Origin of the sequence: Bradyrhizobium sp. SZCCHNR1098 (genome assembly GCF_032489375.1) — a bacterium.
Lineage (GTDB): Bacteria > Pseudomonadota > Alphaproteobacteria > Rhizobiales > Xanthobacteraceae > Bradyrhizobium.
This window is the reverse complement of the sequence record NZ_JAUEXY010000009.1, coordinates 128,651-153,666: the sequence shown is the minus strand read 5'-3', so window position 1 is coordinate 153,666 and position 25,016 is coordinate 128,651. Positions and strand designations below refer to the sequence as shown.

At 65.5% G+C, this 25,016-nt stretch carries 24 protein-coding genes; 8 read left to right on the top strand and 16 right to left on the bottom strand.

Annotated features, from left to right (window positions below):
- Window positions 1–15: 15 nt before the first annotated feature.
- Window positions 16–1,188: a phosphoserine transaminase gene (locus tag QX135_RS20125; protein WP_315784151.1), complete on the bottom strand. Its 1,173-nt coding sequence runs from the start codon at window positions 1,186–1,188 to the stop codon at window positions 16–18.
- 144 nt (window positions 1,189–1,332) lie between these two features.
- Entirely contained in the window at window positions 1,333–1,623 is a 291-nt protein-coding gene (locus tag QX135_RS20120) for a hypothetical protein (protein ID WP_316163141.1), read from the bottom strand.
- Between the two features lie 106 nt (window positions 1,624–1,729).
- Between QX135_RS20120 and QX135_RS20115 the strand changes: the two genes are divergently transcribed.
- Both QX135_RS20115 and QX135_RS20110 read left to right on the top strand, forming a co-directional pair.
- On the top strand, window positions 1,730–2,716 hold the full coding sequence (locus QX135_RS20115; protein ID WP_316179868.1) for an aldo/keto reductase: 987 nt from the start codon (window positions 1,730–1,732) through the stop codon (window positions 2,714–2,716).
- The gene (locus QX135_RS20110) at window positions 2,713–3,564 is read left to right on the top strand and encodes an amidohydrolase family protein (RefSeq protein ID WP_316179870.1); all 852 of its coding nucleotides are present in this window, start codon (window positions 2,713–2,715) and stop codon (window positions 3,562–3,564) included. The genes QX135_RS20115 and QX135_RS20110 overlap by 4 nt, the downstream gene beginning before the upstream one ends.
- Window positions 3,565–3,569: 5 nt before the next feature.
- Here the strand turns inward: QX135_RS20110 and QX135_RS20105 are convergent, their stop codons facing one another.
- The 4 genes from QX135_RS20105 to glmM form a co-directional block, all read right to left on the bottom strand.
- Window positions 3,570–4,025: a GNAT family N-acetyltransferase gene (locus QX135_RS20105; protein ID WP_316179872.1), complete on the bottom strand. Its 456-nt coding sequence runs from the start codon at window positions 4,023–4,025 to the stop codon at window positions 3,570–3,572.
- Window positions 4,026–4,053: 28 nt separating this feature from the next.
- Window positions 4,054–4,881: an outer membrane protein gene (locus tag QX135_RS20100; RefSeq protein ID WP_315733923.1), complete on the bottom strand. Its 828-nt coding sequence runs from the start codon at window positions 4,879–4,881 to the stop codon at window positions 4,054–4,056.
- A 189-nt stretch (window positions 4,882–5,070) separates the two neighbouring features.
- Window positions 5,071–5,916 carry an outer membrane protein gene (locus QX135_RS20095; RefSeq protein WP_315778051.1) on the bottom strand — a complete coding sequence of 282 codons (846 nt, stop codon included), beginning with the start codon at window positions 5,914–5,916 and terminating at the stop codon, window positions 5,071–5,073.
- A 597-nt stretch (window positions 5,917–6,513) separates the two neighbouring features.
- A complete protein-coding gene (glmM, locus tag QX135_RS20090; RefSeq protein ID WP_315733925.1) occupies window positions 6,514–7,866 on the bottom strand; it encodes a phosphoglucosamine mutase in 1,353 nt (450 codons plus the stop codon).
- A gap of 401 nt (window positions 7,867–8,267) precedes the next feature.
- Between glmM and QX135_RS20085 the strand changes: the two genes are divergently transcribed.
- Window positions 8,268–9,404 carry an alpha-hydroxy acid oxidase gene (locus tag QX135_RS20085; RefSeq protein ID WP_315733926.1) on the top strand — a complete coding sequence of 379 codons (1,137 nt, stop codon included), beginning with the start codon at window positions 8,268–8,270 and terminating at the stop codon, window positions 9,402–9,404.
- A gap of 281 nt (window positions 9,405–9,685) precedes the next feature.
- Here the strand turns inward: QX135_RS20085 and QX135_RS20080 are convergent, their stop codons facing one another.
- From QX135_RS20080 to QX135_RS20045, 8 genes are all read right to left on the bottom strand, one after another.
- Window positions 9,686–10,264 (bottom strand): hypothetical protein, encoded by a 579-nt coding sequence (locus QX135_RS20080; protein ID WP_315784236.1) that lies wholly within the window; start codon window positions 10,262–10,264, stop codon window positions 9,686–9,688.
- Between the two features lie 143 nt (window positions 10,265–10,407).
- A complete protein-coding gene (locus QX135_RS20075; protein WP_315733927.1) occupies window positions 10,408–11,250 on the bottom strand; it encodes a shikimate dehydrogenase in 843 nt (280 codons plus the stop codon).
- Between the two features lie 126 nt (window positions 11,251–11,376).
- Window positions 11,377–13,140 carry a SulP family inorganic anion transporter gene (locus QX135_RS20070; protein WP_315784136.1) on the bottom strand — a complete coding sequence of 588 codons (1,764 nt, stop codon included), beginning with the start codon at window positions 13,138–13,140 and terminating at the stop codon, window positions 11,377–11,379.
- A gap of 93 nt (window positions 13,141–13,233) precedes the next feature.
- Window positions 13,234–13,536 (bottom strand): helix-turn-helix transcriptional regulator, encoded by a 303-nt coding sequence (locus tag QX135_RS20065; RefSeq protein WP_315757334.1) that lies wholly within the window; start codon window positions 13,534–13,536, stop codon window positions 13,234–13,236.
- A gap of 205 nt (window positions 13,537–13,741) precedes the next feature.
- Complete coding sequence (locus QX135_RS20060) at window positions 13,742–15,790, bottom strand: elongation factor G (RefSeq protein ID WP_315771870.1); 2,049 nt, start codon at window positions 15,788–15,790, stop codon at window positions 13,742–13,744.
- A gap of 176 nt (window positions 15,791–15,966) precedes the next feature.
- Entirely contained in the window at window positions 15,967–16,440 is a 474-nt protein-coding gene (locus tag QX135_RS20055; RefSeq protein ID WP_315778050.1) for a DUF992 domain-containing protein, read from the bottom strand.
- A 172-nt stretch (window positions 16,441–16,612) separates the two neighbouring features.
- The gene (locus QX135_RS20050; RefSeq protein WP_410053225.1) at window positions 16,613–17,113 is read right to left on the bottom strand and encodes a DUF992 domain-containing protein; all 501 of its coding nucleotides are present in this window, start codon (window positions 17,111–17,113) and stop codon (window positions 16,613–16,615) included.
- A 144-nt stretch (window positions 17,114–17,257) separates the two neighbouring features.
- The gene (locus QX135_RS20045) at window positions 17,258–18,460 is read right to left on the bottom strand and encodes a pyridoxal phosphate-dependent aminotransferase (RefSeq protein ID WP_316179914.1); all 1,203 of its coding nucleotides are present in this window, start codon (window positions 18,458–18,460) and stop codon (window positions 17,258–17,260) included.
- 191 nt (window positions 18,461–18,651) lie between these two features.
- Here QX135_RS20045 and QX135_RS20040 point away from each other — a divergent pair, with 191 nt between their 5' ends.
- The 5 genes from QX135_RS20040 (at window position 18,652) to QX135_RS20020 (ending at window position 21,961) form a co-directional block, all read left to right on the top strand.
- On the top strand, window positions 18,652–19,884 hold the full coding sequence (locus QX135_RS20040) for a glycosyltransferase family 87 protein (protein WP_316179916.1): 1,233 nt from the start codon (window positions 18,652–18,654) through the stop codon (window positions 19,882–19,884).
- 193 nt (window positions 19,885–20,077) lie between these two features.
- On the top strand, window positions 20,078–20,728 hold the full coding sequence (locus tag QX135_RS20035; protein WP_315714112.1) for a glutathione S-transferase family protein: 651 nt from the start codon (window positions 20,078–20,080) through the stop codon (window positions 20,726–20,728).
- A 194-nt stretch (window positions 20,729–20,922) separates the two neighbouring features.
- Window positions 20,923–21,174, top strand: a complete 252-nt coding sequence (locus QX135_RS20030; RefSeq protein WP_316163147.1) for a hypothetical protein — start codon at window positions 20,923–20,925, stop codon at window positions 21,172–21,174.
- 67 nt (window positions 21,175–21,241) lie between these two features.
- Window positions 21,242–21,436, top strand: coding sequence for a hypothetical protein (locus tag QX135_RS20025; RefSeq protein ID WP_315733936.1), 195 nt, complete (start codon window positions 21,242–21,244; stop codon window positions 21,434–21,436).
- Between the two features lie 63 nt (window positions 21,437–21,499).
- On the top strand, window positions 21,500–21,961 hold the full coding sequence (locus tag QX135_RS20020; RefSeq protein WP_316179917.1) for a GNAT family N-acetyltransferase: 462 nt from the start codon (window positions 21,500–21,502) through the stop codon (window positions 21,959–21,961).
- A 161-nt stretch (window positions 21,962–22,122) separates the two neighbouring features.
- Here QX135_RS20020 and QX135_RS20015 read toward each other — a convergent pair whose 3' ends face one another.
- Together QX135_RS20015 and QX135_RS20010 are read right to left on the bottom strand one after the other, a co-directional pair.
- A complete protein-coding gene (locus QX135_RS20015) occupies window positions 22,123–24,105 on the bottom strand; it encodes an AI-2E family transporter (RefSeq protein WP_316179919.1) in 1,983 nt (660 codons plus the stop codon).
- Window positions 24,106–24,672: 567 nt separating this feature from the next.
- On the bottom strand, window positions 24,673–24,993 hold the full coding sequence (locus QX135_RS20010; RefSeq protein WP_315733939.1) for an antibiotic biosynthesis monooxygenase: 321 nt from the start codon (window positions 24,991–24,993) through the stop codon (window positions 24,673–24,675).
- Window positions 24,994–25,016 lie beyond the last annotated feature (23 nt).

Genomic DNA, 25,016 nt, shown 5'->3' with positions numbered 1-25,016 from the left:
CACGACGAGCGTGGGTCAGGCCGCCTTGGGCAGCGCGGCCTTGGCTTCGGCAAAAGCCCAGTCGATCCACTGCGTCAGCAGCGCGACGTCCTTGGCTTCCACGGTGGCGCCGCACCAGATGCGCAGGCCGGCCGGCGCATCGCGGTAGTGCGCGAAGTCGAAGCCGGCGTTCTCCTTCTCGACCAGCGACACCAGTTTCTTGGCGAACTCCGCCTGGGCATCGGCCGACAGCGATGTGATCGCGGGATCGACGACCTTGAGGCAGACTGACGTGTTGGAGCGGATGGCGGGATCCTTGGCGAGAAAATCGATCCACGGCGTCCGCGCCTTCCAGTCGGCCAGCACCTTGGTGTTGGCGTCGGCGCGGGCGATCAGCGCCTTGAGGCCGCCGATCGACTTGCCCCAGTTGAGCGCGTCCAGATAGTCCTCGACGCACAGCATCGAGGGCGTGTTGATGGTCTCGCCCTCGAAAATGCCGGCGTTGAGCTTGCCGCCCTTGGTGAGGCGGAAGATCTTCGGCAGCGGCCAAGCCGGTTTGTAGGTCTCGAGACGCTCCACCGCGCGCGGCGAGAGGATGAGCATGCCATGCGCGGCCTCGCCGCCAAGCGCCTTCTGCCAGGAGAAGGTGACGACGTCGAGCTTCGGCCAGTCGAGCGGCTGCGCGAATGCGGCCGAGGTGGCGTCGCAGATCGTCAGGCCTTCACGGCTCGCGCTGATCCAGTCGGCATTCGGGACACGCACGCCCGACGTGGTGCCGTTCCAGGTGAAGACCACGTCGCTTGCCGGATCGACTTTCGACAGATCGGGGATCTCGCCATAACCGGCGTGCAGCTTGGTGACGTCCTTGAGCTTGAGCTCCTTGACGATGTCGCTGACCCAGCCTTCGCCGAAGGATTCCCAGGCGATCGTGGTGACGGGCCGCGCACCGAGCAGCGACCATAGCGCCATCTCGACCGCGCCGGTGTCGGATGCGGGCACGATGCCGATCTTGTAGTCGGCCGGCACTTCGAGAACGTCGCGCGTCAGCTCGATGGCCAGCTTGAGCTTGGCCTTGCCGATCTTCGCGCGATGCGAACGGCCGAGGGGAGCGTCCTTGAGATTTTCGGAGGTCCATCCGGGGCGCTTGGCGCAGGGGCCGGAGGAGAAATGCGGCACGGCAGGCCGCTGCGAGGGCTTCGCTGCAGTCATCGTCTATCCTTCCAGATAGTAAGCCTCCCGTTGGGGGGAGGTGTCCCGCCGGCGTGAATACGGGAAGGGTCGTTCCGCGTCAAGGAACTTCGCGCCCTCTTGTCGGCGTTCACGCAGTCGTGCTGGCATGCAAGCGAATGCAATTCATTCCGGTGCGGCACCGACCGGTGCCTGACCAGCCGGCGGACGATGCAGGAAGGTCATCGAGGCATAGGCGCCGATCCAGGAGCCGACCGCCGCAAACGCGACGTAGATCCAGTTCTCGGTGTAGCTGATCACGGCGAAGGACGAGAGCATGTACCAGATCGAGCTCCAGGTCGCCGCTGACACTCGCCGCTTGGCAACGACCGCCGAAGTGAACATGACGTAAACCGCATCGGTCGCTGCAGTCGCTAGGGCGACACCGAAGGCCGTGAGTGGATTGATCGCCGACATCGTCCTCTCCTCTTCGTTGTGCTGCACCAAGCGACGTCATTGTCTCGCCGAACGCATCCATGCACAATGACGCGATCTGTACGCGCCGAACAACAAGGACAGAACAATGGAACGCGTCCGTCTCGGGAGGAGCCCGCTCGACATCACCCGACTCGGCCTCGGCACGGCGCCGCTCGGCGGCCTGTTCGAGCCGGTCAGCGATGGCGATGCCGAAGCCACGATCGCTGCGGCGTGGGCGCGCGGGGTGCGCTTCTACGACACCGCGCCGCTCTACGGCTTCGGCCTCGCCGAGCAGAGGCTCGGTGCGTTTCTGCGCCGGCAGCCGCGCGACAGCTACGTGATCTCGACCAAGGTCGGACGGCTGCTGCGGCCGGACCCGACGGCGTCGGGCGAAGATACGCACTATAAGGGCACGCCGCCGCTGCGGCCGCAGTTCGACTATTCCTACGACGGCGTGATGCGTTCGGTCGAGGAGAGCCTGGTTCGGCTCGGCCTGGATCGCGTCGACATCCTGCTCGTGCATGATCCCGACGACCACTATGACGAAGCCGTGGCTGGCGCCTTCCGTGCCCTGCAGCGGCTGCGCGACGACGGCAGCATCAAGGCGATCGGCGCCGGCATGAACCAGTCGGAGATGCTGGCGCGCTTCGCCGAGGCCGTTCCGGTCGACTGCTTCCTCCTGGCCGGCCGCTACACGCTGCTCGACCAGGGCGCGCTGACGGCGCTGTTTCCGATCTGCCGCGCGAAGAACATCGCCATCATTCTCGGCGGGATCTACAACAGCGGCATCCTGGCCAATCCTTACGGGCCGGCGAAGTTCAACTACGAAGATGCCGATGCCGCCTTGGTGGCCCGCGCGCGCCAGCTCGACGCCCTGTGCAAGCAACACGGCACCGAGCTCAAGGCCGCCGCGATCCAGTTCTGTCTCGCCCATCCCGCCGTCACCGTCGGCCTGCAGGGCGCGCGCAATGCGCAGGAGGCGGCCGACAACATCGCGTTGGCGCAGGCGCGAATCCCCGACACGTTCTGGCGCGACCTGCGCGCCAGCAATCTGATCGATGCGCGCGCACCGCTGCCGGGAGAGGCGTCATGAGCCGCGTCATCGATGCGCATCAGCATTTCTGGGATCCCGGCCGCGCCGACTATCCGTGGATGGCCGGCGACGCGCTGGCGCCGATCCGCCGTCCGTATGGTCCCGCCGACCTCGCCCCGCTGCTCGCCGAAAATGGCCTCGACGCCAGCATCCTGGTGCAGACCCGGTCGTCGCTCGACGAGACCGAGGAATTCCTGCGCGTCGCGCACGCGACGCCGTTCGTCGCCGGTGTCGTCGGCTGGGTCGACCTGAGCGATCCATCGGTAGGGTCGACGATCGACAGGCTGCGCGGCCTGCCCGGCGGCGACAGGCTGGTCGGCATCCGCCACCAGGTCCATGACGAGGCCGATCCGGCGTGGATCTATCGCGGCGATGTCAGGCGCGGCCTCGACATCGTGTTCGCGCACGACCTGACCTACGATCTGCTGGTGCGCACGCGCGAGCTGCCGGCGGCGATCGCGACCGTGCGCGCGTTTCCAAGAGCACGCTTCGTGCTGGACCACGCCGCCAAGCCGCCGATCGTAACCGGGTTCGATCAGGACTGGGCCGATCGCATCGCCGAGCTCGGGGCCTGCGGCAATGTCTGGTGCAAGGTGTCGGGGCTCGCCACGGAAGCCGTCTGGACCGACTGGGATGCCGAGCGGCTGTTTCCCTATGTCGCGCACGTCGCACGCTGCTTCGGCGCCGACAGGCTGATCTTCGGCTCGGACTGGCCGGTGTGTCTGCTCGCCGGCAGCTATGGCGAAATCAAGCAGGCGCTCGAGCACTGCCTGACCCGGCTCGGTGCCGAGGTCCGCGACAAGGCCTTCGGCCCGAACGCCGTCGCAGCCTACCGCCTGCCGCTCTGATTAGATCAGAACCGCATCACCATGCCGAAATGGCTTTTGGCGAAGCCGAGCCGCTCATAGAAGCGCTGTGCGTCGGTGCGGCTCTGATGCGTCATGAGCTCGACCAGATTGCAGCGCCGGCTGCGGGCCTCGGCAATCGCCCATTGCAGCAGCTGCTCGCCGATGCCCCGGCTGCGCCGGTCGATTGCGACCCGAACGTCTTCGATCAGCGCGCGCGACGCACCTTGCGAGCTGAGCCCGGGCAGGATGCAGAGTTGCAGGCAGCCGACCACCCTGTCCGCCTCCACGGCGACGACCAGGGTGATATTCGCGTCCCGCACGATCGCCTCGAATGCGTCGTAGTAGGACTGCGGCAACGGCTGCTCGATACGCTCCCGCGCCCGGCCGAGATGATCGTCGGCGAGCATGGCGACAATGGCGCCGACGTCGTCGCGTTGCGCAGGCCGGATCATGATGGACATGAGCTTTCAGGACAGGCTTGCAAACAGCTCAGAACTTGTAGCCGAGGCCCGCGCGCACCGTGTTGATGCTGGTGTCGACGGTCGAGGTGAAGCGGATGTATTCGTATTCGGCCCGCGCAAACAGGCCGCCGACGAGATTGACGTCGACGCCGAGACCGGCGCTGTAGCCATAGATCAGGTGATTGTGCTGAATGTTGTTGGCGCTGAGCGGCGCGAGCGGCGTGTAGGTCCCCAGGAAAGTGGTGCTGACGCGATCCTGAACCGTCACGGACTGGCCGAGATCTGCATTGCCGAGCGCAAGGCCGAAGAACCCATAAGGCAGGAAACAGCCCATTGCATAGCCGGCACGACCCCGGATCGTTGCCATGTCGGTGATCGATATCTGCGAGGACTGCGTCGAGGTCACGGCGTGAAAGTTGCCGTCAGACAGTGCGGCCGTGCTGACAAGCGTGCGGCTCGAAGAGGCCATGCCGCCATACTTGCCATGCAGATAGCTCGCCTCGACGCCGAGCACGACGTCGTCCCACTGACTGTTGTAGCCGACGAAGGCGCCGAAGCCAGATGCGCGCGAGGACTGCTTGCCGAGATTGGGGTTCCACGACGATACCTGCATCTGGCTCTCGATCAGCGTGTTGGCAAGCACCGCCGCCGTGATGTTCTTGGTCGAGCCGTTGAAATTCTCATCGGACGAGCCGTAGCCGCCCTGGACGCCGACGTAATAGCCGTCCCAGTTGACCCGCGAATTGTTCAGGCCCTCGGTCAGGCCGCCCCGCAGGATCGGAAGGTCGGACAAATCCGCGGCCTGCGCCGCGGAGATCATGCCGCACACCGAAACCGCCACCACCAGGCTACGCATCGCAACGCTCCAATCAACACTTGACTCTCTGTTCCGATCATCGCGCGTTAACCTTAATCATTCGTTGTCGCAGCGCTCTGCACGGAAATTCTTTCAGCGCGGAGGCGTTCGAACAGCGGGATCAGAAACGCCAAACGGCGCGGGAGGCCCGCGCCGCTTGATTGTTTACAGTGATGAGGACCGCTCGGCTCAGCCCTTGCGGATCAAGGGCGGCATCATCGGGGGCGGCGGAGGCTGGTCGAAATTCCAGCGCACGCCGAGCTTCAGGTCGTGCGAGGTGATGTCCTTGAACTTGAAGACGTTGCCGGTGGTGTTGCCGACATAGTCGGACAGGACGCCGGTCTGCCCTTGACCGAGATCGACGTAGCTGTAGGCCAGCTCCAACACCAAGTTCGGATTCACGTTGTAGGCGAGACCCGCATGGGCCGCCCAAGCGAAATTCCATTTCGAGGAGGTCGGCGCCGTCGCGAAGCTCGTGGTCGTGAACGGCAGGTTGTTGATGCCCGTGTCGGTGAAATTCGAAATCGTCACCCGCGCACCGCCGACACCCGCGCCGATGAACGGCGTCACGCACCACCAGGTGCCGAGATCGACATAGGCGTTGGCGAGCACCAGCCATTCGGACTTGCTGCCGCTGTAATTGTCGATGCCGCTGTAGGGCACGCCGCCCGCCGTTGCATTGAAGCGGTCGGTGGCCTTGAAGTTCGAATTGCCGCGATACTGGCCGGTGACGTCGGCGCGGAACCAACTGTTGAAGCGATAGCCGACGCCGACGCCGTAGATGCCCGCGGTGTCGAACGCCGAGGTCTGGTTGAACGACGTCATCGGCGTGTAGGCGGACTCGCGCGAGTAATGAACGTCCTTGACCTTTTGATTGCTGAAACCGATGTCGCCGCGCAGATACCAGCCACCGAAATCGGCCGCCGGCGGCGGCGCGTAGACCGGAGGAGGCGCGATGGGCATGTCGGCCGCAAAGGCGAGAGTTGAAAACAGAGAGGCCGCTCCGGCGGCGATCAAAGACTTAACGCTACGCATTGGCTTCGTCCCTTTGGCCGGTGAGGCGATCGAGAATCCGGCCCCACATCACAACTGACGACCGTACAATCGCGCCAAATGCTTAAGCGGCGCTTAACCCTAATTATTAAGGTTGATATTTCCTGAGCGCACAAGAACCGTTAACGACCGCGCAACACCTCCTAACAATTCGTCATCTCCGTCTCGTCCTCGTAGTAATCATCAACTAATTAGTTCAACTTAAAATTGTCGATATCGCCTCTCTCCAGACGGAGCGATCGCATATGGCGATCTGCGTTTTGCGCCGTCTGCTCCCACATCGTCGTGGCCGGCCTGTCCCGGCCAGCCACGTCCTTGTTGCGCTCGGAAGGAACGTCGTGGATGCCCGGCTCAAGCCCGGGCACGACGTAACAGATTGGCAGACTTGCCCGCCGCGATTGGCCGATTTCATCGATGCATCGCCCTGTCCTGGCCCCTGCCCGCTTTACGACGAGCCGCAGATCGCGCCGGCAGACCCGAGCCCACCGCTCTCGCGCGCAGGACGACAAGCTGCCAACAAAAAGGCCTGCCATCAGACGATGATGGCAGGCCGCAAAGGCCGAATATGACGGTTGATGATTATGCGGCGGCCGCAGCCGCGTTGCCGACCGCAGCAACGATCTCGTCGACGACCTCCTCGACCAGATCGCGGTCGTCACCCTCGCCCATCACGCGGATCACCGGCTCGGTGCCGGAGGAGCGCACGAGCAGTCGGCCATGGCCGTTGAGGCGCTTCTGTCCGGTGTCGATTGCCGACTTCACCTCGTCCGCGTCGAGTGGCTTGCCGCTGCGATAGCGGACGTTCTTGAGGATCTGCGGCAGCGGATCGAAGCGATGGCAGACCTCGGAGACCGGACGGCGCAGCCTCTGCACCGTCGCCAGCACCTGCAGCGCGGCGACGAAGCCGTCCCCCGTGGTCGCGTAGTCCGAGAGAATGATATGGCCCGACTGCTCGCCGCCGAGATTGTAGCCGTCGGCCAGCATGCGCTCGAGAACATAGCGGTCGCCAACCGGCGTGCGCACCAGCTCGAGCCCTTGCCCCTGCAGGAAGCGCTCGAGACCGAGATTGGACATGACCGTCGCGACGATGCCGGCGCGCGCCAGGCGGCCATCCTCCTTCCAGCTCTGCGCGATGACCGCGAGCAGCTGGTCGCCATCGACGATGTGGCCGCGCTCGTCGACCAGGATCACGCGGTCGGCATCGCCGTCGAGCGCGATGCCGATGTCGGCGCGCATTTCCCGTACCTTCCGGCACAGTGCCTCCGGCGAGGTCGAGCCGCATTCCTTGTTGATGTTGAAGCCGTCCGGCTCCACGCCGATCGAGATCACGTCGGCACCCAGCTCCCACAGCGCCTCGGGCACGACCTTGTAGGCCGCACCATTGGCGCAATCGACCACGACGCGCAGGCCGTCGAGCGAGAGGTCGCGCGGCAGGGTGCGCTTGGCGAATTCGATATAGCGATCGTGCACGCCGTCGATGCGGCGGGCGCGGCCGAGGCTCGCGCTCTGCGCCAGCTTCTTGTCGAGCGACTCGTCCAGCAGCTGCTCGATCTGCTTCTCGACATCGTCTGACAACTTGAAGCCCTGCGGCCCGAACAGCTTGATGCCGTTGTCCTCGAACAGATTGTGCGAGGCCGAGATCATGACGCCGAGATCGGCGCGCATCGACTTGGTGAGCATGGCGACCGCTGGCGTCGGCATCGGGCCGACCAGCAGCACGTCCATGCCGACCGAGGTGAAGCCGGCCACCATCGCGTATTCGATCATATAGCCGGACAGGCGGGTATCCTTGCCGATCACCACCCGGTGGCGATGCTCGCCGCGCTGAAACAGAAGACCTGCGGCCTGCCCGACCTTGAGCGCGAGTTCCGGCGTGATCAGGCCGTTGGCGCGGCCACGAATCCCGTCGGTCCCGAAATAGTTACGGCTCATATGACCCCCAGCAACGGCTTCTGGATTTCGTTACCGGCGGGGGCGAATCACATGGCAAGCCCCTCCGGTCAGCCCGCGGGTTATAGTCGCCTTAAAGCTAAGATGGATTCAAAAAATGTGATCAATCATTACCACGAAACCGCCACGGCCGCCGCAAGTCATTGTTAAGGCTAATTTTTCACTCGACCTGACGGCTCCGGAGGGCCCCCCTCGGAGCGCCCCCGCAGCAGGAATGTGCTCGCTCCGGCGGCCCCTGACGTCCTGTTGCGGAACGCTCGCAGTTTGCGTGTCTTGCCCGGACGCCGTGGCGGTTCCCAAGTTGGATTTGGCAGGCGCCGCAAAGATGCTAGATGACTGCCGAGCCCAAGAAACGAGACGTCGGTGGGGAGTCGAAGAGCGCGATGAAACACGTCACCTGCATTGAAGACCTGCGCCTGCTGCACAAGCGCCGCGTGCCCAAAGCCTTCTTCGACTACGCCGATCGCGGCTCCTATGCCGAGGAGACGCTGCGGGCCAACCGCGACGATCTGCAGAAGATCAAATTCCGCCAGCGCATTCTGGTCGACGTGTCCAAGCGCGATCTGTCGACGACGATCCTTGGCGAGCCGTCATCGATGCCGCTGATCCTGGCGCCGGTCGGCCTCCTGGGCATGCAGCACGGCGACGGCGAGATTCACGCCTGCCGCGCCGCGCAGGCCGCCGGCATCCCGTTCACGCAGAGCACGATGTCGATCTGCTCGATCGAGGACATCGCGGGCAGCGTCGAGAAGCCGTTCTGGTTCCAGCTCTACGTCATGAAGGACCGCGGCTTCATCAAGGCCCTGGTCGAGCGCGCGATTGCTGCGAAGTGCAGCGCACTATGCCTGACCGTCGACCTGCAGGTGATCGGCCAGCGCCACCAGGACATCAAGAACGGCATGAGCGTGCCGCCGGAATGGACGCTGTCGAAGCTGTTCGACTTCGCCACCAAGCCGGCCTGGGTGCAGGGTGTGCTGCAGGGCAAGCGCCGCACCTTCGGCAACATCGCCGGCCACGTGAAGAACACCGAGGATCTCACCAAGCTCTCGGCCTGGACCGCGGCGCAGTTCGACACTTCGCTGAACTGGAAGGACGTCGACTGGATCCGCTCGATCTGGCCGGGCAAGCTGATCATCAAGGGCATCCACGACATCGAGGACGCGAAGCTCGCGGCCGCGACCGGCGCGCAGGCGCTTGTCGTCTCCAACCATGGCGGCCGCCAGCTCGACGGCGCACCGTCCTCGATCCACGTGCTGCCCGGCATCGCGGAAGCGGTCGGCGACAAGATCGAGATCATGTTCGACGGCGGCATCCGCTCGGGCCAGGACGTGATGCGCGCGCTCGCGCTCGGCGCCAAGTCGTGCATGCTCGGCCGCGCCTATGCCTACGGCCTCGGCGCCGGCGGCCAGGCCGGCGTCGCCAAGGCGATCGACATCATCCGCAACGAGCTGCTGACGACGATGGGCCTGTGCGGCATCAACACGGTGGCCGAGATCGACCGGAAGGTGCTGGCGGATTGATCGACACTTAACCGGTTGGGACAAAGCATGACGCTGGTCTCACACCGTGATGATCCGAAGCGCTTGCCAAGCAAAAGCTGTCGTCCCTGCGAACGCAGGGACCCATAGCCACCGCTGTCAGTTATTTCGGGCGGTCGCGCCACTGCATGGTGCGTTTGGGCATCTGCTCAGACTAAGACACCCTGGCGTGCCCCGACACTCCATCCTGGGGTTATGGGTCCCTGCGTTCGCAGGGACGACACCTTTTGTCAGGATGCGGCATACGCTCCAGATGAGCTGGGTCACATCGGCGGCGTCAGCCCATCGCGGCCGACGCTGACGCGGCTGGTCTCGAGCGAGCCATCGGGTAACTGCTTGACGGTGGCCATCACCTTCGCGCCGGCCGTCAGCTCGGACTTGTCGCCGGGCACGAAGGTCACGATCGGCGTGTCCGGCGCGATGTCGACCCGCTTCTCGCCGCCCTTGTATTTGACGAGCAGCGAGTGACCGTCGGTCGAGACCGAGCTTTCGGATACGGTGGCGTTGGTCATGCTCGAATTCGGCTTCAGGTCCCACGACCGCGAGCCTTCGCCCGTGCCGCGCATGTCCTCGGGAAAGATGTGGATCTCGACCGCCTTCGGCGCGCCGTCCGGGCCGGGCACCGTGGTGGCGCCGATGAACGAGCCCAGCTTGATGTCGGAAAGCTGCGCCTTGACGACACCCGAAACGCGCAGATCACCGGCCATGCGCAGCTTGAAGATCTCGCCGCTGCGGGCTTTCACCGTCATCATGTCGGCGTCGACGCTTTCGATGGCGCCGCGCACGCGCGTCGGCACCGGCGCCTGCTGGGCAATGGCGAGCGCGGATACAGCCGCAACCATGGCGAGTGAAGCGACGGAACGGATCAGGACGAGACCAGCGGACATGCAGGGCTCCGAGGGCGAGAGAAGATCATCCGCGTCCAATGCGGGGCTACGCGGACGCTCGATCAATGAGACGCCGACCATCTGCGCTTATTCCGCGTTCAAGCCCTTGTGAGATCGGCCTCGACCAGCGCGCGCAACTCGGGCGTGACCTGCGGACGGCGGCCGAACCACAATTCGAAGCCACGCACGGCCTGGTGCAGCAGCATGCCGAGCCCATCGGCAGTGCGCAGCCCCCTCGCCCGCGCCGCCGCGAGCAACTGCGTCTCCAGCGGCACGTAGACGATGTCGGCGACGACAGCCTGCTGCGGCAACAGCTCGACGTCGAGCTCGAGCGGCGGCTGGCCGTGCATGCCGAGCGAGGTGGTGTTCACGAACAGGCCCGCGCGCGGCAGCAGCGCGCCGACGCGGTCCCAGCCTTCGGCAACGACATGGCTGCCGAACTGATCAGCCAGGGCCTGTGCGCGCGCCGCGGTGCGGTTGATGACGTGGATGCGGCCGATGCCGCGCTCGAGCAGGCCGAACACGACGGCCCGCGCCGAGCCGCCGGAGCCGAGCACCAGCGCCTCGTCGGTGCGGTCCCAGCCTGGGGCGGCGGCATCCAGATTGCCGATGAAGCCTTCGACGTCGGTGTTGGTGGCCCGCAGGATGCGGTCCTCGTACCAGAGCGTGTTGGCCGCGCCGACCGCGCGGGCACGCGCGTCCGGCTCGCTCAGCTCCAGCACGCGCTCCTTGTGCGGGATCGTGACGTTGGCGCCGACGAAGCCGCGACGGTCGAGATGCATGACGAAGTCCGCCAGCTCTTCCGGCGGCACCGCCTCGATGGTGTAGCCGCCGGCAATGCCAAGCTCGTGCAGCCAATGATGATGGATCAAAGGCGAGCGCGAATGCGCGGCAGGCCAGCCGATCAGGCACGCAGCGCGGGGTTTGGCGGCGAGGGTCATGGCCGTGACATCGGACAAGCCCCGGCTGGAGTCAATGCTGGGGCTCGGCAGTCGCCCCCCGGAAAACCGCCGCAGCGGCCGAGAGGCGCCATGGCCCCAACGGCGACGCGGCGTTGAGGTCGCGTGTCAGCTCGCGGCGAGCCCATCGGCGACGTCCGCCGGCGCCGTCTCCTTGCCCTTGATGTCGGCCACGGCGCGCTCGATTGTCTCGCGATAGCGCACCAGCGGCGGCCGCACGCCGTGGGTCAGCAGCGCCCGGCGCACGGTCGGCGACGCGCCCGTGATGAACAGGCGGATGCCCTGGCGCCTGGCCTTGGCGGCGACGCGGCTCATGGCGTTGGCGGCCGTCGAATCCAGGAACGGTACGGCGGCGAAGTCGACCACGAAGGCTTTGCGGCGGTCGGCGATCGAGTCGAGCACGGTGCCAACGGTCGAGGCGGCGCCGAAGAAGAACGCCCCGGTGATGCGATAGACCAGCACGTCCTTGTCGGTGCTGAGCTTGGGATTGTAGGGCACCCGCGCGCTGTCCTCGAAATCCGCACGGTCCTGCGCGACCAGCGGCGTGCTGTCCTCGACGCCGGTCATCTGCGCCATGCGGTTGATGAACAGCACGGCGCCGAGCGCAAAGCCGACCAGGATGCCCTCGGTGAGATCGCGGAAGACCGTCAGCCCGAAGGTCGCGAGCAACACCGTGGCATCGCCCCAGGACGATCGGATCAGGGTGGCGAACTCGTGCTTCTCGGCCATGTTCCAGGCCACCACCACCAGCACCGCGGCGAGCGCCGACAGCGGGATGTAGCTCGCGAGCGGAGCCGCGATCAGCATGAACACCAGCAGGAACAGCGAATGCAGCATGCCCGACACCGGCCCGCGCGCGCCGGCGCGAACGTTGGTGGCGGTGCGCGCGATGGTGCCGGTGACGCAGATGCCGCCGAACAGTGCCGAGCCGACATTGGCAAAGCCCTGCGCCACCAGCTCGCAGTTCGAGCGATGGCGACGGCCGGTCATGCCGTCGGCGACGACGGCCGACAGCAGCGATTCGATGGCGCCGAGCAGTGCGAAGGCGATCGCGTCGGGGAACACCGCCTGGACCTTGGCGAGCGAGAACGCCGGCAACGCCGGCGCCGGCAGCTCGCGCGGGATACCGCCGAATTTCGTCCCAATGGTCTCGACCGGAAGCTGCAGCGCGAAGGTGATGATGGCCGCGACCACGACCGCGATCAGGATGCCGGGCCAGGTCGGCCGCAGATGCTTGAGGCCGATGATGATCGCGATCGACAGCGCGGCCGTCACGACCGCAGACATGCTCGCGGTCGGCGCGCCATGCGCGAGCGCCGTGAGCTTCGGAAGCAGCTCGCCCGGCTCCTTGCCCGCAAGCGTGATACCGAACAGATCCTTCAGCTGGCTGGCAAAGATGATGACGGCGATGCCCGCGGTGAAGCCGACCGTGACCGGATAGGGAATGAACTTGATGTAGGTGCCGAGCCGCAAATATCCTGCGATCACCAGGATCACGCCGGACATCATCGTCGCGATCAGCAGGCCATCGAGACCCTGGCGATCGACCGTCGCAGCGACCAGCACGATGAAGGCACCCGCGGGACCGCCGATCTGAAAGCGGCTGCCGCCGAGCAGCGAGACCAGGAAGCCGCCGATCACGGCGGTGTAGAGACCACGCCCCGGCGAGACACCGGAGGCGATCGCGATCGCCATCGACAGCGGCAGCGCCACGATCGCCACGGTCAGGCCCGCCAGCGCGTCGGCGCGAAAGTCGCTGAGGCCGTAGCCCTCGCGCAAGACCGTCAGGAGTTTGGGGGAATAAAGCTCGGCGAAGGTCGGCTCATGATGTCCGACCCGCCCGTGCGAACGGTGTTCATTTGCGATGCTCATGCCCGTCACGCTCCCGTCGCCTCATCGGGCCGCGGCGCAGCCGACGATGCGTCCCACACGAAGCGCCCAGGGGCCCCGTGCCGCGCGATGAGCCTAGCTCGCGTCATCGCGCACAATGTCAGTTTGACGGCCCATGCGGCGGGGCGGCCCCGGGTCCTTCAGGCGAACACCACGCCCGCCATTCTCGCTGCGGGAATGCTCACCGATCAGATCCACGCCCGCACGATTGAGCGCATCGACGACCTTGGTCAGCGAGTCCACCACGCCGCGGACGTTGCCCGTTGAGGCTTCCATCCGCTGGATCGTCGGCAGCGACACGCCGGCCAGCTCGGCCAAGGTTCTCTGATCTATCCCGAGCAGCGCACGGGCTGCTCGCATCTGGAACGACGTGATCACGATGGCCTCACGTAGCAGACACCATAAATGATGTCTGAGACAAAGACAATGATGTAAAATACATCATAAATTGCTTTCGGAGGCAAGCTGGAACCGGCCCTCGCCCACTGTTCCCTGCGCGCCCGAGCAAAGGTCCCGACGCGATCCGGCCCGCCATCCCGAGAGAGGATGACGGGCCGGTGCTGCTCGGCGCGGAGCGTTCGGCTCAGGCGGCGTCGCGGTGGGAGGCGATGATGTGGTCGGCGGCGCGGCCCGTCACCTCGGCCATGTGGTCGAACTGGCGGGTGAAGCTGCCGGCGCCGGCCGTGGCCGAGCGCAATTCGACGATCAGCTCGCCGATCTCGGCCTCCGGCATCATCGCGCGGACGCAATCCCAGCCCGGCCAGCCGTCGCGGGTGTCGAACGACAGGATCTGGCCGCGCCGCGCCGACAGGATCGCATTGATCCTGGCGGTCGCTTCCGTGGGGCAGACGATCTCAACGGTGTGAATCGGCTCCAGCAGCACCGGCTGGCATTGCGGCAGCCCCTCGCCGACGCCGACCCGCGCCGCGGTGCGGAACGCGAGGTCGGACGAATCCACGCTGTGATAGGAGCCGTCGGTCAGCGTGACCTCGACGTCGATCACGGGGAAGCCCAGGGGGCCGCGGGCCATTGCGTCGACAACGCCCTCCTCCACCGCCGGGATGTAGTTGCGCGGCACCGCGCCGCCGACCACCTTCTCGGCAAAGCGGAAGCCTTCGCCGCGCGGCAGCGGCCTGATGTCGAGCACGACGTCGCCGAACTGGCCGTGACCGCCGGACTGCTTCTTGTGGCGGCCGCGCTGCGTGATCGGCTTGCGAATGGTCTCCTGATAGCCGATCGCAGGCTGATGCGATTTCACGTTGACGCCGAAACGGTCGCGCAACCGCTCCAGCGCGACGCGCAGATGCATCTCGCCCTGCCCCCACAGCACCGTGTCGTGGGTGCGCGGGTTCTGTACCATCGTCAGCGATGGATCCTCCTCGTGGAGCCGCTGCAAGGCTTGGCCGAGCTTGACGTCGTCCTTGCGGTCCACGGCGGCGATCGAGAGCGCCAGCACGGGTGGACACGCCTCGACCTTTGCCAGCGGCAGCGGCGCCGTCTTGCCGGTCGCAACCGTATCTCCGGTCTTGACCGCATCGAGCTTGCCGAGCGCGACCGTGTCGCCGGCTTCGGCGCCCGCGCGCTTGCTGTCATAGGCGCCGGTCGCAGCCAGGATGCCGGACACGCGCGCCGCCTCGCCCGAAGCGGCATGCAGCGTCGCGCCGTCGTCGAGATGGCCCGAAAGCAGGCGCGTCAATGACAGCTTGCCGCCATGCTGCAGGTGCAACGTCTTGAAGACGTAGCCGAGCGCCTCCTTCGCGTCCTTCACGCCCAGCCGCTGCGCGGTCTCGGCGATTCCGGGCGCCTCGTGGCGCAGCGCCTTCATCAGCCTCAGCACGCCGTTCTCGCGCAGCGCCGAGCCGAGCAGCACCGGGCAGATCAGCCCCTCGCGCAATTCGCGCGCGAGATCGTCGAACACGGCGTCGCGCGGCGGCGGGATGTCCTCCAGCAGTTGCTCCATGAGCGCGTCATCGTGATCGGCGAGCTTCTCCAGCATCGAGAAGCGCGCCTCCTTCTCGCGGTCGAGATCGCCGCCTTCGAGCCCAACGACTTCCGACGCCTTGTGCTCGCGATAGATGAAGGCGCGCTCCAGCGCGAGGTCGACGAAGCCCTCGATCAGCTCGCCGTTCCAGATCGGAATCTGGCGCAGCACCAGCGGCACGCGCGAGGCCGGCTGCAATGTGGCAAGCGTCTCCCTGATGCGCGCATTGGCGCGGTCGATCTTGTTGAGGAACAGGAAGCGCGGGATGCGCAGCTCCTCGAGCTCGCGCAGGATGATCTGCAATTGCGGCAGCTTCTTCTCGTCGGCCTCGCAGACCACGATGGCGGCATCGACCGCCGGCAGCGCCGCGCGCATGTCGTGGATGAATTCGATCGAGCCGGGACAATCGAGGAAGGTGTAGCTGTCGCCCATGAAGGTCGTGGTCGCCGCCGTCATGGCGACGCTCATCTTGTGCTGACGCGCCTCCGGGCTGGCATCGCCGACGGATGTGCCGGCGTCGACGCTGCCCGCGCGCGGGATCACGCCCGTCCGCGCCAGGATCGCCTCCAACAGAGTGGTTTTACCGCTTTGGAAAGGGCCCACCAGCGCAATGCACCGTGGACCGCGGGGACTTCTCAGGTCTTGTCCCATTCGCCGCCTCCTCGTTGTGGAGCTCGGCCCTTGATTGGGTCGGCAAAGCCGAATGCTCTGCCTCGGCTGCCGCTTTGGCAAGCAGGGGGCCCGCGAAAAACGTCGCTGCAGTGCGGGGAGCACGCCGCCTTCCCGCACGATGGCGGAAAGAGCGGCTATTCACGGCAAGGGGAAGATCACCGACCCGGGCGCAATTCGAGGCTTTGCAGCCCCGCCGAGACGCTGAGGCCGACCTGGCCCTGGACGCTGAGTGGCTGCAGTGCGATCGAGTTGGCGGAGCCGCCGACCAGCACGTTGCCGCCAAGGCCGACGCCGACGGCGGCCGAGCCCTGTGCGCCGGCATAGTCGCCGGAGAGATCGCCCGGCCCGAGCCGTGCAACCGGGGCATAGACCACCCAGGCCAGCAGCGATTCCTGGGTGATGCCGAGATCGAGGCCGACCTTGCGGATGGTCGCGACGTAACGATCCTCCGGCAGCCCGTCGGCGCGCAGCACGCAGCCGAGATGGGTGACCGAGCCGACGATGAAGCCGACGCTGGCGCCGCCGCGGCATTCGAGGACACCGACCCGCACGCGATCTTGCGCCTGGGCAGCGCCACCGATGCAGAGGACGACCGCAGCGGCGAGCCCGGCGAGGATGGTCGAGCGCATGAATAAAACTCCGGCTGAAATGAACGTGTGATGCAGCTCCGTCGATCGGACTGACGATCACGGGGCATCACATCTATGCCATAAGCCTTACAGTCGCACCAGATTCGCCGCGCCGTCAGCACGCGCCATCGCGCCGGCCATTGCGACGCGTTCGCCCGAACGCTTCCGCGGCTCAGCGATAGAAGCGCGAGAAATAGGACGATGAACGGCTCGGGCTCGGGTGGATCGGCAGCAGCGGCACCAGCTCAACCTCGGTGATTCCGGCAGCGATGTTCAGGCCGGTCTGCCCCTGCACGCTGATCGGCTGCAGGGCGGCGGCGCGATCGGTGTCGCGCACCAGGAAGCTGCCGCCGAAGCCGACCAGAGCCGCAGCGTTGGCGGACAATCCACCGTAGCGCCCGCGCAGCTCGCTGCGGCCGAAATCGTTGACCGGTGCGCTGACCGCCCACGCCATCCTGGTCTCATCCGTCAGCCCGACATCGAGGCCGTAGCGCCGGACCTTGGCGACATAGCGCTCCGGCTGACGGCCCTGGCTGCGAAACACGCAGCGCAGGCGTGACTGGGACATCACGAGCTTGCCGGAAGTCTTTCGTCCCGCGCACTCGAGCACACCGGCGCGCATGGGGCGATTTGCGTGGGCTTGCGCGAACGGAGCAACCGACACAAGCAACATGATCGACAGCAGAAGCAGCCGCATCGAACTCCAACCCTACGCCACCAGACCTATCGACCGACAAGAGAAAGGCGCCATGTTCAAAACATGGCGCCTTTCGGCCTGGAACTTGGCTTCTGGAGTTTCGAGACGGATGTTGCCCGATTACCTCAGATTGCCGCAGAAGCGCTGGATGCGCTTGCAGGCGTCCTCGAGGTCGGAGGTCTTGGTCGCGTAGGAGATGCGGAACGCCGGGCCGAGGCCGAACGCCGAGCCGTGCACCACCGCGACGCCCTCGGTCTCCAGGAGCTCGGTGACGAAGGCCTCGTCATTGTCGATCACCTTGCCCGACGGCGCAGTCTTGCCGATCGTGCCGGCGCAGGACGGATAGACGTAGAACGCGCCTTCCGGCCGCGGGCATTCGATGCCGCTCGCCTGGTTCAGCATCGAGACCACGAGGTCGCGGCGCTCCTTGAACACCTTGTTGTTCGCGGGAATGAAGTCCTGCGGACCGTTCAAGGCTTCCACCGCCGCCCATTGCGCGATCGAGCACGGGTTCGAGGTCGACTGCGACTGGATCGTCGCCATCGCCTTGATCAGGTGCGCCGGACCACCGGCATAGCCGATGCGCCAGCCGGTCATGCAATAGGCCTTGGAGACACCGTTCACGGTCAGCGTGCGGTCGTACAGCGACGGCTCGACCTGCGCCGGCGTGGTGAACACGAAGTCGTCATAGACGAGGTGCTCGTACATGTCGTCGGTCATGATCCAGACATGCGGATGCTTGACCAGCACCTCGGTGAGCGCGTTCAACTCGGCCTTGGTATAGGCCGCGCCGGTCGGATTCGACGGTGAGCACAGGATCAGCCACTTGGTCTTCGGCGTGATCGCCTTCTCCAACGCCTCTGGCTGCAGCTTGAAGCCATGCGCCGCGGTGCAGACCACCGGCACCGGCTCGCCGCCGGCGAGCGCCACCATCTCCGGATAGCTGACCCAATACGGCGCCGGGATGATCACCTGGTCGCCGGGATTGATGGTCGCCATCAGCGCATTGTACAGCACCTGCTTGCCGCCGACGCCGACGATCACCTGGTTCGGCTTATAGGTGAGGCCGTTCTCGCGCTGGAACTTGCCGATGATGGCTTCCTTCAGCTCGGGGATTCCGTCGACCGCGGTATACTTCGTCTTGCCGTCCTGGATCGCCTTGATCGCAGCCTGCTTGATGTTGTCCGGCGTGTCGAAATCCGGCTCGCCGGCGCCGAGGCCGATGACGTTGCGGCCCGCCGCTTTGAGGACGCGCGCTTTATCCGTGACCGCGATGGTCGCGGAGGGCTTCACACGGTCGAGCGCAGCGGCGAGAAAGGACATCATCAGCTCCTATGCAGGCGTCGTGGATCACCCCCTCGGGGCCACGACCAGTCATGTCAGGGAAACGCCTAATTGTAGGATCCCCAGCGCTGCATCGCAAGAAGCTTGGGCACATGGCTCCCAAGACTTTAGAGAACGTTAAAGCCGCCCCGCTAGCGTGGGCCCACGATTGTCCAGAGTCTCAGGCCGAAATGACCACTATCGGGTGCGCCCTGCGATCCGGCGACTGGCTCACGGCCACGCGGATCAAGTCCTACAGCTGGATTCTGCTCGCGTTCACGATCGCTGCGATCGCCGGCTGGATCGCGCTGTCCGACGGGCTGATCGACCGCAACGGCAAGCCGATCGGGACCGACTTCTCCAACGTCTATGCGGCAGGCGTGCTGACCCTTCACGGCAAGGCGGCCGATGCCTACGATCCGCCGCTGCAGCATGCGATGGAAAAGGCCGTGTTCGATGGCCGCGACGTGCCGTTCTTCGGCTGGCACTACCCGCCCTTCTTCTTCGCGATCGCCGCCATCACCGCCCTGCTGCCCTATGCCGGAGGGCTCGCGCTCTGGGTCGTGTCGAGCCTGCTCGCATACCTCGCGGTCATGCGCGCGATCCTGCCGCGTTCCGAGACCCTGCTGGTGGCGACCGCCTTTCCCGCCGTGTTCGTCAACATCGGTCACGGCCAGAACGCGTTCTTCACCGCGGCGCTGCTCGGCGGCGCGCTGTTGCTGATGGAGCGCGACCGGCCGTGGGCGGCCGGCATCCTGATCGGCCTGCTCGCCTACAAGCCGCAATTCGGCGTCCTCATTCCCGTGGCGCTGCTCGCAGGCACGCGCTGGCCGACGATCGCTGCTGCAGCCGCCACGGTGGCCGCGCTGGTCGCGATCAGCTTCGCCGCGCTCGGCAACGAGGTCTGGCACGCCTTCTTCCAGTCCATGACTTTCACACAGAGCGTCGTGCTCGAGCAAGGCGGCACCGGGTGGGAGAAGATCCAGTCGGTATTCTCCGCCGCGCGCCATTGGGGCGCCGATGTCAGGTCCGCCTATGCGCTGCAAAGCCTGCTGGCGCTGTCGCTCGCGGCCGGACTTGCCTGGCTGTGGCAGAGCGAGGCTGCGTTCGATCTCAAGGCTTCGGCACTGGCGAGCGCGAGCCTGCTGGCGACGCCCTACGTGCTCGACTACGACCTCGTGGTCGTTGCGGTTGCGATCATTTTCTTCGTCCGGCACGGCCTCGCGAACGGCTTTCGCGACTACGAGCTCAGCGTGCTCGCGGCCGCCTGGATCGTGCCGCTACTCTCGCGCAGCGTCGCCGGGCTGACGACGATACCGCTGGGCCTCATCATTCTGATGGCCCTGTTCGCGCTGACCCTGCGCCGCGCACTCGCCGATCGCGCCGTCGAGATCGGTGGACACGCGCGCATCGCACAAGCGTGATCTCGATTGTTTGAATCTATTGGAAAGTTGTTATTCGAGAGTGCAGTGCAGTAGCGCATTTCGACTTTTTCCATCCGCCGGCACTTGCAGCCTGCGCTCATCGGCATCATTGTCTGGCCGCATTGCGGGACGATCTGGCGTCCGGATGCGCGATGCGTCCAACCCTTGATTCCTCGAACTCGAAATCGGCCGGATGTACAAGCTCTATTCGATGCAGCGGTCAGGCAACAGCTACAAGGTCCGCCTTGCGCTTGCGCTTCTGAACGCGCCCTATCAGGCGATCGAGATCGACATTCTGCGCGGCGAGAGCCGCACGCCGGATTTTCTCGCCAAGAATCCGAGCGGCCAGGTGCCGCTGCTGGAAGTCGGCGAGGACCGCTTCATCGCCGAATCGAACGCGATCCTCTGGTATGTCGCCGGCGGCACGCCGCTGGTGCCGGAGCAGCGCATCGAGCGCGCCGAAGCGCTGCAGTGGATGTTCTTCGAGCAGCATGCGCTCGAGCCGAACATCGGCGCCGCCTATTTCTGGCTGCTCCTGGTCAAGGGCGGGCGCGACCTTCAGACCCATGCGCTGGAGGACTGGATGGAGCGCGGCTATGCCGCGCTCCAGGTGATGGAGAATCATCTCAAGAGCAACGATTACTTTGCCGCGAAACAGCTGACGGTCGCCGACATCGCGCTCTACGGCTACACGCACGTCGCCGATCGCTGCGATTTCGATCTGTCGACCTTCCCGAAGATCCGCAACTGGCTGCGCCGCGTCGAACAGACACCCGGTTTCGTCGCGATGGATTGGCAGCCGGCACTGATCGATTCGGCCGGCATCGCCGCCGACTACGGGTGACATGCTCACCGTAAAACTACCGACCGCCCGTAGAACAGCGGGGAAAATACACGTTTAGGCGGGAACAAATACCACGAGCGCCATGTTCTTGCCTTTTTTGCTGATTTGCCGCCGCAATCCTGCCCAGCGCGACCTTAGAATTTACCTCTGCGAGTGATTCGCTCGCGGATGTATGGGTAAGGGATTTCGACTTCATGTCCCGGTGGCGTTGTGCTTCCGTTCCGAAGTTCAGTTGGGTCCGCGGCCGCGCGTCGCCGCAGGAGTCGAACCACCGTAGAGGGCTCCGCACGCCCGTCAGCGGCTTTCACGGCCACGCAACGCTCACCCTTTCGCCCGGCCTGACCACCGCCGTGGTCGCAACGATCGCGGCCAGCACGCTCTCATTGGGTGTCAGCGTCACCATTGCGGTGGTGTCGATTCGCGCCGTCTTGTCGATGCCCGCTTAGCAGGAAGCCATTTTGACAACCCTTCGCGGTTTTCGCGACAACAGGCGATGATTGTCTCGCACACAAAATGGCGATGAAATCAACGGTCGTAATCGTTGCCGTGACCCTGGCACTCGCGATCCTGCTGGCGGCGTCACTGCTGATCCTGATCGAGCGACGGGGCGAGCTCTCGCTCTCGCCGCTGACCGAGGAGGATCGGTCGGTCTACGTCGAGCTGATGCGGCCGCCCACCGCCGAACCGGTGCTGCCCATCCCTGATTGATCGCGAACACGGCTGCGCGTATCGAAGGTCCGTCGAGATTTTCAAACGGACGACGAATCCTTCATGCACGAAGCACTCACTGTGCGCGCCATCGCGCGCGACGACCATGATCGCTGGCTGCCGCTCTGGGACGGCTACAACGCCTTCTACGGCCGTTCCGGGCCGACGGCGCTGCCGGCCGAGGTGACCGCCATGACATGGTCGCGCTTCTTCGATGCCAACGAGCCGGTGCATGCCCTGGTCGCCGAGAGCGGTGGCGAGCTGATCGGCTTGACGCATTACCTGTTTCATCGCGCCACCACCACGATCGGGCCGCTTTGCTATCTCAACGACCTGTTCACGAGCGAGGCCGCCCGCGGCAAGGGCGTCGGCCGGGCGCTGATCGAGGCGGTCTACCGCGAAGCGCGTCAGGCCGGCGCGCCGCGGGTCTATTGGCAGACGCACGAGACCAACACCACGGCACAGGCGCTCTACGACAAGATCGCCGAGCGCTCGGGCTTCATCGTCTACCGCAAGGCGCTGTAAGCGGGCGGTGTCACGCCGCCGTCACGGGGCCGGCCTACGCTCCATCGAGCGCCTGATCATCCCCCCGTCACCGGTCACGCGTTTCAGCGGTCCCCGTCAGTCGCCGTCTCTGACCGGGGCCGCATTTTTTTGTCGGGCCTGGTCGTTGGACGTGGCGCGTCTCACGCCACGTTCGTCGTCGTGTCCTGCTGCTCCAATGGTGCCAGCTGAGAAGCCTTCGCCTGCGCGGCTTCGATGCACATTCTGACAGCCTCGCCCATGCTCGCCGCGACCAGATCGGCCTTGGTGGCTTCTTGCAGCACCTTCGCGGCCTCCTGATCGACCTCGGCCGCACAGCAGACCAACATCACCTTTGCTCTGGGGAGCCGTCGCTTCAAGCGACGAACGGAGTAGCGCATATGTGCGACGCCGGAATTGCCGATATAGATCAGGCAGGCAATCGCGACACCTGCGGGCTCGAGCTTGATGACGTTCGCCGTCGAGAGCGCCTCCGCTCCTGAAACCTTCGCGCCCAGCCCGTGCGCCGACGACAGTTGCGCGAGAATCACCGCCGCCGCTTCGTCGATCGGGGTTCGCCCCGCCACGCACAGGACCGGCTGCTCGCTCCGCCATCCTTCGGCGAGATTGTTCTTGCTGAGGATGGGTATCGTGTCGATGGCCCCACTGCTGGCCGAGCTGTCGACGGCCGATGCCGCCTCCGGATCGCTGGTGGTCTCGCGTTTCGCCAGCGGACCATCATTCTGATCGGAAAGATCGGCGGTCAACTCGGCGACGGCGTCACGGATCGTTGCAAGGCGATCATAGGCGAGCGCCCCTCGGTCGGCGTCGGCTTGGGCCAATTGCAGCCCCTTCACCGCGACCTCGTCGCAATAGGCAATCAACGAGCGCTCCTTCAAGAACTCCTCTGCCTTCTCGGCTGCTTCCGTCGGATCGTTCGCAAGCATGCGCTGGTAGAAGATCTCGGGAGGAGACAGCGCTGGACGATCACCGAACATGACGTCGAGGAACTCCAGGCGCTCCACATGTCGTCCGATGACGACCAGGCAGACCGTCAGCGGCGTCGCGAGCACCAACCCGATTGGGCCCCACAGCGCGGTCCAGAACGCGGCCGAAACGACCACCGCTACGGGGGACAGGCCCGTGCTGCGCCCATAGACCATCGGTTCGATGACGTGGCCGAGCAACGGCTCGACCACGAGAAACAGGGCCAGCGTCCAAATCAGCATCGACCAGCCAGGGTCGACCGCTGCCGCCAGAGCAAGCGGAAACGCCGCGGCGATGACGGCGCCGATATAGGGCACGAACCGAAGCGCTGCGGCGAGGATTCCCCAAAGGAGGGCGCTGGGGATGCCGATGAACCACAAGCCGACGCCGATCACGACGCCGAACCCGCCGTTCAGGGCGAGCTGGGTGAGGAACAGCCGGCTGAGCCTGTAAGCCGCATCATCGAGTGCCGCCGTGGTGCGCTGCAGGTCCGATGAGCCCGCAAGGCGGATGAGCCGATTCCGCAGGTCCTCGCGTTGAAGCAATATGAAGATCACGAAGATGATGATGATGCCGGTCGTCGCCAGTGGATGAATGAGCGGCGAAATCAGCGTGCGAAGACTGTCCAGCGCTCCAGGATCGGGCTGCCGGACCTCCACCGGGATCGGGGTCACAGGGACTGAGGAATTCGTTCGCAGTCCGCTCGGCGGCCGAGCCGCTTCCGGCTCTTTCGGTTTGTCGAGTTCCTTGCCCAGATCCTTGAGCATGTCCGATGCACGCTCGAGCGTCCCTCTCCCGGCTTTGGTGTCGCGGAACGACTGGATCTTGTTGCTCATCGTCGATTGATAGTTCGGCAACTCACTGGCAAGCTGGGTGAGCTGGGTGGCGAGCAGGCTGCCCAGCGTAAAGATCACGACGAACGCGAGAACGACCACGCTGACGACGGCCAGTCCGCGCGGGGCACGAAGCCGCTGCAGTTGCGCGACCAACGGCGCCAATACGAAGCTGAGCAGGATGGCCAGGGCCACGGGCACCAGGATGTCACGACCGAAATACAGCAGCGCGATGATGATGACCGCAAAAATGGCGACGGCCAGCGCGCTGATCAGCCCGAGAACTTCCTCCGGGGTGCGGACCTTGAGCGGCTGTCTGATGATCATCGAATCTCTCTCTCCGAACGAGGAAGGGCGGCGCACGTCGCTCATGCGGTCAGGCTGTCAACGTCGACGAAGGCGGCGCGTTGCAACGGAGGGAAGCTTCTGACGATGTCGCCGGCGCCGGTGGTCATATGGCGGAAGGTTCGTCTCGATCCGAGCAACCATCCCGGCCTTCGCTAGAACAGAACGACCGAGGGCGCTGGCCGGCGCTGCCCGCCCTGCCGGACATTCGGCTTCCTGTTTCAGACACGCGATAACAGCCTCGTGAGGCTCCTGTTCCCGAGAGCGCCTGACGTCGCATGCGCGTCTGCTGACGGCTACGACTGGTCCGCTTCGGCGCACCGTCGCACCTGCTCGAATCAGCCGGACCTTCGCTATGGCGTTGTCCTTGTTGACGCCAGCAGGCCCGGCGGACCGGCTGGCCCGGCGCGAGCAGCTTGCGATGGCGCACGACCGGCGGCCGTCCGGGTCCTGTCGGCCGCCGCGTCACTTCAGCGCAAGACGAGCGTCCGCTCGGCCGTGCTCAGCCAAGACGAGTCGCGGAGACGGATCGCAATGGCGGTCCTTGTCCTACGTCTTGCTGCCCACCGTTTGGCGGACCTCGAACCCCTCAAACTGCGGCGGGCCGAGATAGTGCACCTTGGTGTCGCCGGCCCGCTGGTGCGCGGCGCGGAATGCTTCGGACTTGGTCCAGTCCTCGAACGTCGTCTTCGACGCCCAGATCGTATGCGAGGCGTAGAGCGTATGGTCCTCGGCTTCCGGTCCCTTCAACAGGTGAAACTCGACGAAGCCCGGTACCTTGTCGAGATGGCTGTCGCGCGACAGCCAGACCTGCTCGAAGGCGGCCTCCGAGCCCTTGGCGACGCGAAAACGATTCATGGCGATGAACATGCTGATCTCCTGAGGGATGAATG

Coding starts and splice junctions, on each gene's coding strand:
- QX135_RS20045 (WP_316179914.1), bottom strand. CDS start 18,460: ATGTCCTTTCTCGCCGCTGCGCTCGACCGTGTGAAGCCCTCCGCGACC.
- QX135_RS20115 (WP_316179868.1), top strand. CDS start 1,730: ATGGAACGCGTCCGTCTCGGGAGGAGCCCGCTCGACATCACCCGACTC.
- QX135_RS20070 (WP_315784136.1), bottom strand. CDS start 13,140: ATGAGCATCGCAAATGAACACCGTTCGCACGGGCGGGTCGGACATCAT.
- QX135_RS20120 (WP_316163141.1), bottom strand. CDS start 1,623: ATGTCGGCGATCAATCCACTCACGGCCTTCGGTGTCGCCCTAGCGACT.
- QX135_RS20100 (WP_315733923.1), bottom strand. CDS start 4,881: ATGCGTAGCCTGGTGGTGGCGGTTTCGGTGTGCGGCATGATCTCCGCG.
- QX135_RS20015 (WP_316179919.1), bottom strand. CDS start 24,105: ATGATCATCAGACAGCCGCTCAAGGTCCGCACCCCGGAGGAAGTTCTC.
- QX135_RS20025 (WP_315733936.1), top strand. CDS start 21,242: ATGGCGATGAAATCAACGGTCGTAATCGTTGCCGTGACCCTGGCACTC.
- QX135_RS20040 (WP_316179916.1), top strand. CDS start 18,652: ATGACCACTATCGGGTGCGCCCTGCGATCCGGCGACTGGCTCACGGCC.
- glmM (WP_315733925.1), bottom strand. CDS start 7,866: ATGAGCCGTAACTATTTCGGGACCGACGGGATTCGTGGCCGCGCCAAC.
- QX135_RS20085 (WP_315733926.1), top strand. CDS start 8,268: ATGAAACACGTCACCTGCATTGAAGACCTGCGCCTGCTGCACAAGCGC.
- QX135_RS20050 (WP_410053225.1), bottom strand. CDS start 17,113: ATGTTGCTTGTGTCGGTTGCTCCGTTCGCGCAAGCCCACGCAAATCGC.
- QX135_RS20110 (WP_316179870.1), top strand. CDS start 2,713: ATGAGCCGCGTCATCGATGCGCATCAGCATTTCTGGGATCCCGGCCGC.
- QX135_RS20080 (WP_315784236.1), bottom strand. CDS start 10,264: ATGGTTGCGGCTGTATCCGCGCTCGCCATTGCCCAGCAGGCGCCGGTG.
- QX135_RS20030 (WP_316163147.1), top strand. CDS start 20,923: ATGTCCCGGTGGCGTTGTGCTTCCGTTCCGAAGTTCAGTTGGGTCCGC.
- QX135_RS20075 (WP_315733927.1), bottom strand. CDS start 11,250: ATGACCCTCGCCGCCAAACCCCGCGCTGCGTGCCTGATCGGCTGGCCT.
- QX135_RS20105 (WP_316179872.1), bottom strand. CDS start 4,025: ATGTCCATCATGATCCGGCCTGCGCAACGCGACGACGTCGGCGCCATT.
- QX135_RS20010 (WP_315733939.1), bottom strand. CDS start 24,993: ATGTTCATCGCCATGAATCGTTTTCGCGTCGCCAAGGGCTCGGAGGCC.
- QX135_RS20020 (WP_316179917.1), top strand. CDS start 21,500: ATGCACGAAGCACTCACTGTGCGCGCCATCGCGCGCGACGACCATGAT.
- QX135_RS20055 (WP_315778050.1), bottom strand. CDS start 16,440: ATGCGCTCGACCATCCTCGCCGGGCTCGCCGCTGCGGTCGTCCTCTGC.
- QX135_RS20035 (WP_315714112.1), top strand. CDS start 20,078: ATGTACAAGCTCTATTCGATGCAGCGGTCAGGCAACAGCTACAAGGTC.
- QX135_RS20125 (WP_315784151.1), bottom strand. CDS start 1,188: ATGACTGCAGCGAAGCCCTCGCAGCGGCCTGCCGTGCCGCATTTCTCC.
- QX135_RS20060 (WP_315771870.1), bottom strand. CDS start 15,790: ATGGGACAAGACCTGAGAAGTCCCCGCGGTCCACGGTGCATTGCGCTG.
- QX135_RS20095 (WP_315778051.1), bottom strand. CDS start 5,916: ATGCGTAGCGTTAAGTCTTTGATCGCCGCCGGAGCGGCCTCTCTGTTT.